Source organism: Leptolyngbya sp. FACHB-8 (genome assembly GCF_014695575.1).
Taxonomy (GTDB): Bacteria; Cyanobacteriota; Cyanobacteriia; order Elainellales; family Elainellaceae; genus Vacuolonema.
The window spans coordinates 1-12,818 of sequence record NZ_JACJOO010000050.1; the positions used below are offsets into that span (position 1 = coordinate 1).

General features: G+C 49.3%; 10 protein-coding genes. 2 read left to right on the forward strand and 8 right to left on the reverse strand.

All coding sequences use genetic code 11. The features are described from left to right. Positions 1 to 681 precede the first annotated feature (681 nt). From metX to cysK, 3 genes are all read right to left on the reverse strand, one after another. Positions 682 to 1,773 (reverse strand): homoserine O-acetyltransferase, encoded by a 1,092-nt coding sequence (gene metX, locus H6F91_RS11210; RefSeq protein ID WP_190771188.1) that lies wholly within the window; start codon positions 1,771 to 1,773, stop codon positions 682 to 684. Then, positions 1,770 to 3,080 (reverse strand): O-acetylhomoserine aminocarboxypropyltransferase/cysteine synthase, encoded by a 1,311-nt coding sequence (locus tag H6F91_RS11215; RefSeq protein ID WP_190771189.1) that lies wholly within the window; start codon positions 3,078 to 3,080, stop codon positions 1,770 to 1,772. Before H6F91_RS11215 ends, metX begins: the two co-directional genes overlap by 4 nt. A 550-nt stretch (positions 3,081 to 3,630) precedes the next feature. Beyond that, positions 3,631 to 4,623, reverse strand: a complete 993-nt coding sequence (gene cysK / locus H6F91_RS11220; protein WP_190771190.1) for a cysteine synthase A — start codon at positions 4,621 to 4,623, stop codon at positions 3,631 to 3,633. On the opposite strand from cysK, the gene H6F91_RS11225 reads away from it, so the two are divergent. Further along, positions 4,622 to 4,798: a hypothetical protein gene (locus H6F91_RS11225; protein ID WP_190771191.1), complete on the forward strand. Its 177-nt coding sequence runs from the start codon at positions 4,622 to 4,624 to the stop codon at positions 4,796 to 4,798. The two genes, cysK and H6F91_RS11225, sit on opposite strands and share 2 nt — an antisense overlap. Positions 4,799 to 5,055: 257 nt before the next feature. Here H6F91_RS11225 and abc-f read toward each other — a convergent pair whose 3' ends face one another. Both abc-f and H6F91_RS11235 read right to left on the reverse strand, forming a co-directional pair. Continuing rightward, entirely contained in the window at positions 5,056 to 6,651 is a 1,596-nt protein-coding gene (abc-f, locus tag H6F91_RS11230) for a ribosomal protection-like ABC-F family protein (protein WP_190771192.1), read from the reverse strand. Between the two features lie 504 nt (positions 6,652 to 7,155). Continuing rightward, positions 7,156 to 8,607 carry a glycine zipper domain-containing protein gene (locus tag H6F91_RS11235; RefSeq protein ID WP_199307768.1) on the reverse strand — a complete coding sequence of 484 codons (1,452 nt, stop codon included), beginning with the start codon at positions 8,605 to 8,607 and terminating at the stop codon, positions 7,156 to 7,158. Between the two features lie 397 nt (positions 8,608 to 9,004). Between H6F91_RS11235 and H6F91_RS11240 the strand changes: the two genes are divergently transcribed. After that, on the forward strand, positions 9,005 to 9,712 hold the full coding sequence (locus H6F91_RS11240) for a DUF2834 domain-containing protein (protein ID WP_190771193.1): 708 nt from the start codon (positions 9,005 to 9,007) through the stop codon (positions 9,710 to 9,712). A gap of 407 nt (positions 9,713 to 10,119) precedes the next feature. Here H6F91_RS11240 and H6F91_RS11245 read toward each other — a convergent pair whose 3' ends face one another. The 3 genes from H6F91_RS11245 to H6F91_RS11255 all read right to left on the reverse strand — a co-directional run bounded on the left by H6F91_RS11245 (position 10,120) and on the right by H6F91_RS11255 (position 12,815). Beyond that, a complete protein-coding gene (locus H6F91_RS11245; protein WP_190771194.1) occupies positions 10,120 to 10,287 on the reverse strand; it encodes a hypothetical protein in 168 nt (55 codons plus the stop codon). 442 nt (positions 10,288 to 10,729) lie between these two features. Then, on the reverse strand, positions 10,730 to 11,215 hold the full coding sequence (locus H6F91_RS11250; protein ID WP_190771195.1) for an SH3 domain-containing protein: 486 nt from the start codon (positions 11,213 to 11,215) through the stop codon (positions 10,730 to 10,732). A 91-nt stretch (positions 11,216 to 11,306) separates the two neighbouring features. Continuing rightward, a complete protein-coding gene (locus H6F91_RS11255) occupies positions 11,307 to 12,815 on the reverse strand; it encodes an AAA family ATPase (protein ID WP_190771196.1) in 1,509 nt (502 codons plus the stop codon). Positions 12,816 to 12,818 lie beyond the last annotated feature (3 nt).

The following is a 12,818-nucleotide window of genomic DNA, read 5'->3' on the forward strand; positions in this document are numbered from 1 at the left end:
CTTCCTCATTTGTGGTGAGTTTAACCGAACTTACTAAAGGATGTTTTCACTACCCATAGCGCTTGGCTATTGTTCAGGACGCTTGATGTGTGGGTCACCTCTTCCAGCGCTTTGCCAATGTAACAAGTTCCATGCAACTTTGTAAACCCCTTTTCTCAAAAAATTCGAAAATTCCTGCTCCAATATCTCCTAAATCCCTCATATCAAGCTTTTTAACCAATCTCCCAGCTTTAGGTGCAAGGGTCCCGAGAATTGGACAGAGGGCTCAGCTCTGAACCACTCGAAGTCATGATAGGGGTGATCCACGAGCAAAAAATGCAAGCAATACAGTCCTGAATTGGAGGACAAGTTGTTCGAGATGAGAAAAATTTCTGAACTGGGAACCCAGTATCAGGTGCATCTCACTACGATTGGTAACCAGAGACGACAGTTATTGGAGAGAGTCAGCAACTTGCACGCTTGGGTAGTCAGACTGCTCAAGCAAGCGGTAACAATCAATAGACCCAGATCGACAGTTGTATTGACAGAGCAGCCAGCGAAAGGTGAAATAGGATTTTTTAGTAATTAGGTTGGCACAGTTACCAAAACCCAAGACTCCAATTCTACCGCCATGAAGAGGTGGCAGAATTAAAGTTTTGGGATGTGAGATATATCCAATCAGCGGACGGTAAGAAACAATTTCTAGCGTGTTGAGCTGATAGCTTTGTTCTGGGTTGTTAGGGTTTGGCGAAACTGCATGATGTGACTGTTGAGTACATCCATTTCAATCAAGAAAGCATCGTGCCCGTGGCGGGAGGAAATACAGACTAATTCGGCATTGGGAATATAGGTTGCTAGTTCCTGTTGTTCCATAGGGGGATAGAGAACATCGGAGTCGATCGCTACGACAAGGGTAGGCTGGTGGATACAGTTTAAGACTGCAGCATAGTCACCGCGATCGCGCCCTACATCATGACGATCCATAGCTTGGGTCAAAGTGACATAAGTATTAGCATCAAAGCGATTTACCAACTTATCTCCGTGGTGATGGAGATAGCGAATAACGGCAAATGGTTCTTCTGCAACATCTTGAGCCAATTGACGACTAAACCGATCCTCAAAACTTGCCCAAGAGCGATACATGCTCATGGCCATCATGCGGGCAACAGCCAAGCCTTTAGCAGGGGGGCGATCGCGCTCATAATAGCCCCCCTGCCAATTGGGATCCGTGTAGATTGCCTGTCGTTGGGCCTCACTGAGCCCAATACACCAGGCAGAGTGACGGCCTGATGTCGCAATTGGAACTAAAGATTGCACCATTTCAGGGTAGAGCAAGGCCCATTCCAGAACCTGCATTCCGCCCAGGGAGCCGCCGATAACCATGCGGAGCGATCGTACCCCTAAGCCCTGTATCAAACGGGCCTGTACCTGCACCATATCGCGCACAGTGATAGCAGGAAAGGTAGGGCCATAAGACTGCCCTGTGTTCGGAGCGATGGAGGTTGGTCCGGTCGTACCATAGCAGCTTCCCAAGATGTTGCTACAAATCACAAAGTCCTGTTCAGGGTCGAGACAGCACCCTGGGCCTAGCAGCGGTGCCCACCATTGGTCGACATCGGCTCCACCGGTAAGAGCATGACATACCAGCACGGCATTATCGCCGCTGGCATTTAGCTTACCCCAGGTACGATAGGCCACTTCAACTTGAGGCAGGGAAACGCCGGACTCCAGCAGTACGGGTTCTGCGATAGTGTGAACCTGAGTTTCAGGGGAAAGCAAATGCCTGTAAATCATGAACCTTGAGCGATCGCCGCAAACGCCTGGGCAAAATCTTCTCGAATGTCATCAATGTGCTCAATGCCCACTGAAACGCGAATTAAATCGGGTGTTACCCCAGCCGATTTCTGCTCAGCTTCGCTTAACTGTTGATGGGTTGTGGAAGCAGGGTGGATAACCAGAGTTTTGGCATCACCCACGTTAGCCAGATGGCTTGCAAGTTTGACCTGATCGATAAACGCACGACCCGCCTCTAGACCACCTTTAATGCCAAAGTTCAGCACACAGCCGAAGCCATGACGGAGATACTTGTGGGCACGGGCGTGATAGGGGTGTTCTGGTAAACCCAGGTAATTTACCCAGGCCACTTGGGGTTGTTGTTGTAGCCACTGGGCCAATTCCAGGGCATTCGACACGTGGCGATCGACCCGTAGGGAAAGGGTTTCTAAGCCTTGAAGCAGCAAAAAGGCATTAAAAGGACTGAGGCAAGGCCCCAAGTCACGCAGTCCTTCCACCCGTGCTCGAATGATGAAGGCAATGTTACCGAAGGGGCCGTTTGGACCAAATACTTCCTGGAAATTGAGGCCATGGTAGCCCGGAGCAGGTTCCGTAAAAACGGGGAACTTACCATTGCCCCAGTCAAACTTCCCGGAATCGACAATAACACCACCAATAGAAGTTCCATGTCCACCAATCCATTTGGTAGCTGAGGACACAACGATATCAGCTCCATGATCAATAGGACGCACCAGATAACCTGCCGCTCCAAAGGTGTTATCTACGATTAGTGGAATGCCGCTTTCATGGGCGACATGAGCCAGGGCTGCAAAGTCGGGGACGTTGAACTGAGGATTACCGATGCTCTCGACATAAATAGCCTTGGTGCGATCGTCAATCGCCTGTCGGAAGGACTCGACATCGTCACCTTCTACGAACTTGACATCAATGCCTAAACGGGGCAACGTCACTTTGAATTGGTTATAAGTACCGCCGTAAAGATAGCTGGTGGAGACGATATTATCTCCTGCCTGAGCGATAGTACTGAGGGCTAAAAACTGTGCGGCTTGACCACTGGAAGTAGCCAGGGCAGCGACTCCTCCTTCCAGGGCAGCGACCCGCTTCTCAAATACATCCGTTGTGGGATTCATGATGCGGGTGTAGATGTTGCCAAACTCTTGAAGGGCAAACAACCGCGCCCCGTGATCCGCATCATCAAAGACGTAAGAGGTGGTTTGATAAATGGGCACTGCACGGGCATTAGTACCGGGAGCCGGTTCTTGTCCCGCATGAATTTGAAGCGTTTCGTAGCGGTAGGAGGAGGTCATGATGAACGTTGAATAACTGAATTGACTGCAGGCTAACGAAGGGATTGTACAGTGTGTTGCCCAAAAAACTTAGCAACAAGGATAACAATATAGTCAATTCTAAAAAGATAGAAAAATACAGCTCATTTCTTAATAAAAGGAGCTTCTAATCTACACAAACTAATGGAGCAGCAATACCACTCCATTAGTTTGTGTAGATTAGTGCTCTCATTCAGAATCTATACATCGGAGTATCCCAATTTGAGAAACTCTCACATGAAGACAAATGGCTATGCCCGATTTGTATTAACAAATGACGGCATGAATTCATACAATCTGGATCAGTTGTGCAGATGACCATTGTGCAATGAATATTGATAGCTAGATTAGCTCTAGCTATCAATATTCACTTTAAAAAGTGGAACAGAAAAATCAAATTCCAGGATACATTGGCACAATGGAAATTGCAGAAATGTTACCGAGTAATGATGTTAGTAGGTGTTCTAAATACACCTTCAAAGTAGCTGTTAGAATTCGTTTCCCTAACATCTCTTTAAACAAACATTGAATCTCAGGAAATAGGAGCTAGTTCTTGCTTAAGAGGCCCCAGGTCTGCTACTTGAACGGGTGGTAGATCATGGAAAAGTACGGTGCTGAGATAACGTTCGCCAAAGCTTGGTTGAATGGCAACGATCAACTTACCCGCATTCTCAGGACGCTTACCAATGTGAATGGCAGCGGCTAGCGCAGCTCCTGCCGAAATGCCTGATAGCAAACCTTCTTCTCGCGCTAAGCGGCGGCTAAAGGCGATCGCCTCATCATCCACTACAGAGATGACTTCATCAATCAAATCTACCCGCAGGACATCGGGAACGAAACCAGCCCCAATTCCCTGAATCTTATGGGGTCCAGGCTGCCCACCTGACAGAACTGGGCTATTGGCCGGTTCAACAGCAACCACCTGAAAACCAGGTTTACGCTGCTTCAGCACTTCGGCTACCCCTGTAATCGTGCCGCCTGTACCAACACCAGAAATGAGAATATCAATCTCGCCATTGGTGTCATTCCACAGCTCTTCAGCGGTCGTTTCCCGGTGGATTTTGGGATTGGCAGGGTTGCGGAACTGCTGCAACATAAACGCATTAGGCAAGTAGTTCACGATTGATTCAGCCCGTCGAATGGCTCCCTTCATACCTTCGCTACCTGGAGTCAGTTCCAACTGGGCTCCAAAGGCCTGGAGCATCGCTCGCCGCTCCAAACTCATGGTTTCGGGCATGGTCAGAATCAGGCGATACCCACGGGCGGCAGCAACCATAGCCAGGGCAATCCCGGTATTACCAGAGGTTGGTTCGACCAAAATGGTCGTTTCTGGATTAATCAGTCCTGCCTCTTCTGCAGCCTGAATCATGCCGTAACCAATGCGGTCTTTGACAGAGGCAGCAGGATTCATACCCTCTAGCTTGAGGGCAATTTGGGCAACACTCCCTTCAGACTGGGGAATGCGGTTGAGCCGCACCAGTGGAGTATGACCAATGAGCTCTGTAACGTCGTTTGCAATAGCCATGGAAAAGTCCTCTTCGATTACGGATGGGCCCTGGAAAAGAATGCCTTGGGATGGGAATAGTAATTGCCCCTACATTGCGATCGCCCAAAACCTGCAACTCAAAATCGGCTGCGCTTCAGGAATGCGATCGCCTATACCAGGGACATCCTCTTATTATACCCCGGTAAGTCGATAGGATTTTAGCGCTTTAACCCCAGTTTAAGGATAGTCGATGGAAAACTACACAATAATGCTCTATGGCCCAGCAAGCGCGTTCCTTTAAATTCCGTTCATAAATGCTGGAAGGACGAACACTCAGTGGTCCCAGACAGTAAAGCTTTGAGAAGGGCAAATGGCGGGATGCGTGACTAATTAGAGCCTATATTTACAAGGTTGTTTTTTCGTGCACTTCGCGCACGAAAAAACAACCTTTCAGCGGTTTAAAAACGCGCTCTAGAAGCCATGTTGTAATTCCTGGTAATAGGCATCCGCATCATCGGGGCTATGAACGAGGAAATGGAGTTTTCCATGGGCCACATGGTAGGCCTGCTCCAATCCAATGCGGCTGAGAAAATGAATATCATGGGAAATCACCCAGAGAGCCCCTTGAAATTCGTTGAGGCCATCAATCATGGCATCGACCGTGTCCAGGTCCAGGTTATTGGTTGGTTCATCCAAAATGAGCCAGTCGATTTCGGAAATACTGATGACGGCGATCGCTAACCGGGCCAACTCCCCGCCACTTAAGCCCGATGTTGGTTGGTGTACCGTATCGCCAAAGAATAGGAAATGCCCCAACTGCTGCCGCACCACTTGATAGCTGAGATTAGGGTTTGCGTTTTGCATGGTTTCCAGCACAGTCTGTTGGCGGTCAATCAGGTTGTAGCTCTGATCCAAATAAACCGCTTTCATCGCGCTTGACCTTGTGACTTCACCCGACGTCAGCTGGGCAGGAGCACTGTCAAACAAAATGGCTTGGGCCAAGCTTGATTTTCCAGAACCATTTGCGCCCGTGATAGCAATGCGATCGCCTGACCGTACCTGGAGTTGGATTTGAGAGATGAGAGGGCGATCGCCCACTTGCAGATCTGCCCCTTGAATTGAGAGCAGGTTTTTCCGTTTCTGACTGCACTCATTTAGTTGAACCCGAGTCGCTTTAGAGGTTTTAATTTTGCTTTCAGTTACCTTTTGCTGGGCTGCTTGAACCATTGCTTCGTACTTCTTCTGGGCGGTACCGGCTGTCACCTCAGCCTGTCGCTTCTTAGCCCCGGCAAGAATTTTGGGCATACTTCCCGCCTGTTTTAGCCCCTGTCGGCGAGATTGCGCTGCCCGTCGCTGCTCTTGTAGAGCTGCGGCTGTTGCCCGTTTCAACTCCTTACGCGCTACTTCATAGGTTCGCAGGGTTGCCTCATGGTCTGTTTCCTTCTGGCCACGGTAAAAGGAGTAGTTTCCGCCATAAACTCGAAGTTTTTCAGGAGTCAGCTCCCAGATGGTGTTCACCACTTGATCCAGAAAAAACGGCTTATGGGAAACAATGACAAAAGCTCCAGTAAACCGATTTAGAGCTACACGCAACTGCTCCAGAGCCAGCAGATCCAAATGATTAGTGGGTTCATCGAGTAGCAGGATATCCGGCTGCTTTGATAAAGCCAGCGCGAGCCATAGCTTTGTCCATTCCCCCCCACTTAAACTCCGGATGGGCTGTGTAAGGGAAAGCTCTGTAGTAAATTGCTCCATTAATAGAGTTGTAACCGCCCACCATTCATCGGTTGCCCGGTTAAGCCAATCGATTACAGATTCATCGCTGGGTTGGAGAGTGCTGATCTGGGGCAAGTAGTAAACATTAACAGCTGTGCTAACGGTTCCAGCTGCAGGAATTTGTTGCTTTGCGAGCAGCTGAAGCAGGGTAGATTTGCCGCAACCGTTGGGGCCTATGAGACCGATGCGATCGCCCTCACATATTGTCACCGCAACATCACTAAACAGCGTCCGCAGCGTAGCGAGTTCATAGCTTAAGTGACTCGCCTGAAGAATGGGAGTTCTCGACATAAATTAGCTCCTTCTTGTGAGTACGGAGCAGTCCTTGTAGCGCTGGACTGCGGCGCAGCGAAGCAAGAAATCGCTAACCGATTGTGGAGACAGCCCGACGGTATATAAATAGGCACCGGATACACCAGCCGGGAGATCAAAATCTAGGTTAGCGACAAGGAACTAACTTCATTGTTAAAACACTTATACTACAAAATGTAGTATAACACGCATTTCAGCCCGTACTATCCCCCAATCGGGTACTTTCATTCACATAGATTAGTAGCTGGTAGTGTTCCGTCGTATAGATGGGGTGTAGTAAAAGAGTCATAAAGTGCCCCTTTCACTACACCCCATTCACATGTTTGAAACAGGTAAATCTGCACAAAAAACCAGAACAAAACCCTTGCGGTAAGTACGTCGCATGTAGCGCGCCTACCACAAGGGTTTTCAACTTGAAGGTACGGTTGGTGGGCACAAAGTGCCCACCAACTTTAGTTCGTTGTAGGTTAGAACACTACAACCTTAGTCTTGCCCATATCGCCGCTCTTCTTCAGAGCGATCGGAGGAAGCTTCCAAGTCAGGCATGAACATTGGATCAACGCCGGTCATGGGGTCAATCATCGGAGTCGGTTCCGATGTGGTCAGTGGATCAATGCCAAGCATAGGGTCAGAATAGGCCGACGGTTCAATTCCGATCATGGGATCAGAGTAATCGGTTGATTCAATTCCAACCAGCGGATCAGAGCTTGAGTAATCCGTTGAATCAATACCCATCATGGGGTCGGAACCAATACTAGACTCACTACCCAACATGGGAGCTGACATCATTAGAGGATCGATGGGAGGTTGTGTAGCAAAGGGGTCACGCTCAACATCCATATCCATACTGCTGGAGTAGATGGGAGCCGCATAAGGTTCGGGGGATTGATCGTTGGATTGGCCCGCAATTTTTCCTCGAGCTTCATCAACGGTGCCTTTTACAGACTCACCAATACCCTGAGTATCGACGTCACTGATTTTGCCTTTGACAGACTCACCAATGCCCTGAGTATCGACATCGCTGATTTTGCCTTTGATAGACTCACCAATGCCCTGGGTATCAACATCGCTGATTTTGCCCTTCACAGACTCACCGATACCCTGGGTATCGACGTCATCAATCTTGCGCTGTACCGTGTTGGAGATACCGGCTACATTCGCTTCATTGATTTTGCCCTTTACAGACTCACCGATACCCTGGGTATCGACATCCTCAATCTTGCGCTGCACGGCGTTAGAAACACCAGCTACATTCGCTTCATCGATCTTGCTCTTGACGGATTCACTAACGCCACGGGCATCCACTTCATCGATCTTGTGCTTGACGGACTCGGCAACACCGTGTGCATCTACTTCGTTAATCTTTTGCTGTACAGTGCTGGTTACACCCCGTACATCAGCCTCATCAATCTTGTGTTGAACGGAAGCACTAATGCCTTGTACATCAGCCTCTTCAATCTTGTGCTGAACGGTGCTAACCGCTCCTTTCAGGTCGACCTCTTCAACCTTATGTTGAACGGTTTCAACAACCCCTTCAACACGGTGGGTCACGTCCTGCACAGCACCTTCTACAGCGTGAACTGCGGTATCCAGTTTTTGATCCAGATTTTCGGCTACTTGGTCACCGATGGCTGCACCAGCGAGCGCTCCACCGACTGCACCCACAGCGGCTCCCAGACGGCCACCAACCATGCTACCAATGGCGGCTCCAGCAACACCACCGCCTGCAGCCCCGATGGCCTCAGCAGCGATATGGCGCTTCGATTTCTGCTCTTCTGTCAAATCTTCGCCCGACTGCATATCACTAGATTGGATAACAGTGTTGTCCATAAGCTCGCCGTTCACCGTATCTACATTTAACATCGGATCCATCATGGGATCTACGGTTGGGTCGAGCATTGGATCATATTGGGGGTTATTGTTGGCGTTCACCATAGTTAAACCTTCCTTGAGCTCCGTCGTAATTCCTGCTTCTCTTCAAATTACCAATAGCTGAAAGTCCTTACCTCTTCTGCTGGAAAGGGTTTCAGGCGATCGCAGCACCCCTATTGAGAGAGATTGCAGGCTACCTATCTCTGCTTCTTCAACGGTCATTTAATTCACTGAAAATGTTTATTTAGCTGCATTTTCAATTGCGAAAAATTCAAAATTGAACTTCTCTGCGTAGAGCGATAGGTAATGTGTAAATGCAAGGTTAGATTTTTGATAACCTTTTATCAAAAAAAATAAGCCTTCTCATCCAATGCTGTACTTATTTCGGCCTATTCACAAATCTTCAAAGACCTGCAAATCTTAAAAGAGTCATTTACAAAGTCTGTCTTCATCGGACGTTATGATTAATCCCCGTCTTTTCTGGTTCGTTTGGGTTGGCTTGATTGTTTATGCCTTCTTTTTGGCTCCCCCTGACAACCCCAGCGAAACTTTTTCCCTAATTAAGCGCCTTTCTACAGGGCAATGGGATGGGATTAATCCACTCATCGTGTCGCTGTTTAATGTGATGGGTATCTGGCCGATGATTTATGCAGCCGTGATGCTGTTTGATGGACGCGGTCAAACGGTGAAAGCTTACCCCTTCACGATTGGCTCTTTTGGGGTTGGGGCCTTTACTATCCTACCGTACCTGGCTCTACGCAAACCAGGCCAACCGTTTACTGGTCAGAAAAGCCTGATTCTGAAGCTGCTTGATTCACGTTGGACGGCAGGGGCGATCGCCTTGGGCACCATTCCCCTGGTACTCTACGGCCTTACCCTGGGAGACTGGAGCGATTTTGCCCATCAATGGCAAACCCGCCGTTTTATCCATGTGATGAGCCTGGATTTTTGCTTGTTGTGGTTGCTTTTTCCGGCGCTGATGCAGGATGACATGCGCCGTCGCTCTGTGAAACATCCAACCGCATTCACTGCACTGGCGTTCATTCCCCTGCTCGGGGCACTGGCTTACTGGGTGGTACGTCCACACCAGGCAGAGTCTCAAGGCGAAACACCCGCCCCTGGCGATCGCTATGCAACTGCATCTGGCCCTCCAGCTTCTTCACAGTGAGGGTACATCCAGGAGTAATCACCTCAGCGGGCGTTTTCGAGTACCGCGCGTTGCGCGGCACTCAAAAACGCTCATTTTGGCGTGCGCAAAGCGCACGCCAAAATGAGCACTTCAGCTTATCCCGAACTGAGGTTAGATTAGTTTCATTTTGCTGGGATAGGAAGTGCTGAAGATTTTCTAGCAGTTGGGAGGAAGGGAAATTAGGGGAGCAGCTCCAACAGGGGCAGTGGCGGGGCGGCGCTGTGCGCATTGCTGTACTCAAGCAACGCGCACAGCGCTTCATACCTAAAAAATGACGAAAAAAATCGCTGAGCGTAGGCTGCTCAGCGATTGGGATGAATCCACATGACTTGAAACGTAGCTTTACAGAACTATGAGCAGTTAACTACTCAGAAGTTACAAACTTGTTAGGCGTAATGGTCAATTACAAGAGCCGCAACAGTTGCAAAGGCCGTAATTCCTATCGCAATCAGGGGGTTTTGTCCCTGGCTCACAGCAAAGGTCGTAGCGATACCAGCTCCCAGGGAGGCCGTCAGCGCGGCGCTAACCCAATCTTTTCGCGTGTTCTTATACATACGTGCTATTGGCGGCTCGGCTAAAAGGTATAGCGAATTACTCATTTAACCTACCATTCGTTTGATAGCCGGGTATTCCGAAAGGTTGGCATTGTAACTAAGGTTTAGGGATAGATACGTTTCTTGATAATCTTTCATTGCTGGCTTTATCTCTTCTACTTCTAAAACCCTTTGCAGCTTAGCTTCCAGGCATTTTCAAGTATTTGGTCTGAGTATGTTTCTTTACGATGTTTCATAGTACCCACCCTCATTCACTCCGTTCAGAGCCTATTCAAGAATCCGGTTGTGGAAGAGCACAGTACGATAACGCTCTTCCACAACCGGGTTCTTGAATTGGTTCTCAAGTAATTCTTTATAAAAACTCAAAAGCCCTAATTTTGCTATCACTTTGCGATCGCAAAATTAGGACTTTGAGTTTTTATAAAGAATGGAAATTAAAGGACTATTGGATAGCTTCTGTATTTCCTGCCTTAATCCACCCCTCTTGTCCTGCGGCTGTACGAACCTGCTGCCACTGTCCATCTGGGCTAGTACCCAAAATTTCCACTTCTGTATTGAAATCAACCCCACCTAATTGTTCAGATGACTGGCTTGCATCAGAACGCAGCACCAATCCAATGGGTTGCGTTACCCGTGCTCGGGCCATAGAAGGGGAAGGAGAAGGAGAGGCAGAAGGGGAAGGAGAGACAGAAGGGGAAGGAGAGGCAGAAGGGGCTGCCGCTTCTGAGGAAGCCTCAGGAGCCGGAGTTGCTGAAGGCTTCGGGGATGCCTCAGCTTCCGGGGGTATAGGATTATCATTTGGGAAAACAGGCCTTGGCGGTGGCGCAGTTAGGCGGGTAATCATATAACGAGCGGTCGTCACCCCTGCGAAGAAGAGGATGGCGATCGCCAACACAAACCCTAAAAAGAATTTCGCCACACCGGCCATCGATTTTCTCCCTGAGAGAACGTTTGAAAAGTTTTGGCAAACGTTATTTTACTGGTGCAACGCACAAGCAGAGTCAACTTTTCAAACGGATTTAGTGAAATGAAGCACCGCCCATCATCTGGCTGCTCATTCGAGAAGCCATACGTGCTTTACCAGCAGCGGCCCAGGCCTGTAAGAATTCAATCTGATCCTTGGCGGTGCGAGCCAGTGGAACAATTTGGCTGGCCGCCTCCAGGATATCGTCTGAAGTGAAATCGCGATTCTGGCTGAAGCCAATATGCATTGCCTCAATCAGGATTTGCTCAATTTCCGCTCCTGAGAAATCAGGGGTTTCGTAAGCCAATCGCTCCAAGTCGTAGCTTTGCAGATTATGAGGACGCAGCCGGGAAAGATGAACTGAGAAAATTTCCTGCCGCTCCTCCTGGTTAGGTAAACCGACGAAGAAAATTTCATCAAATCGGCCCCGGCGTAACAATTCGGGCGGTAGCGCTTGGATGTTGTTCGCCGTTGCCACGATGAACACAGGCGAAGTTTTTTCAGCCATCCAGGTAATGAAAGTGCCAAACACACGGCTGGTGGTGCCAGAGTCGCCGCGTCCATCAAACCCAGCGAAGGCTTTGTCAATCTCATCAATCCACAACACGCAGGGGGCTAGTGCTTCAGCCAATTGGATCATTTGACGAGTACGGGATTCAGACTCCCCCACCAGTCCAGCGAAGAGCCGACCGACATCTAGCCGGAGCAGGGGTAGGTGCCAGTGATGGGCGATCGCCTTCGCCGTCAACGACTTCCCCGTCCCCTGAATCCCGGCTAACAAAAGCCCGCGAGGATGCGGCAACCCATACTGCCGCGCTCGTTCCGAAAATGCGCCGCCTCGACGTAGTAACCAGTCCTTCAAATTATCAAGGCCACCGATGTCAGAAATCTTTTCTGTCGCCGGGTAAAAGTCAAGAATTTGGGTTTGGCGAATAGATTGGCGTTTTTCTTCCAAAATCAGTTCAATATCGTCGGGTTGGATAGCTTTGTGGTCGGCGATCGCCCGCGCCAACACCCGTCGAATCCGATCCATCGACAAACCTTGACAGGAGCGCACCAGGGCATCTAGCTCTCGATGCCCCAGGGATGCTCCTGTAGACGCTAAAAGGTTCTGTAGTTCCCCTTTGATTTCGTTGAAGTCTGGTAGCGGGAAATCTAGCACAGTCAGCAATTCACTCAGGTCATCGGGGATCGTGATCTGCGGCGAGAGAATTACCAGGTTTTTGGGTTGGGATTTAAGGAGGCGGGTCAGGTTCTTCAATTTACGGGCCACAGCCACGTCTTCAAGAAAGCGCTGAAAGTCTCGCAAGATAAAGATGGCTGAAGCTGAAACGGGAAGTTTCTCGACGAGTTCAAGCGCTTGCAAAGGGTTCCGACGGGCAAATCCGGCATCGTTGGGGTTACCCTGATAGCCTTCAACAAAATCCCAAGTATAAACGCTCCGGTTTCCGGCTTGGGCAACGCGGGCGATCGCCGCCTCCACTCGTTCTTCTTCCCGGGTTGGTACATAGATGAGTGGGTAGCGGGCACGCAGTAGTAGCTCAAATTCCTGATTAAAGCTCATGAC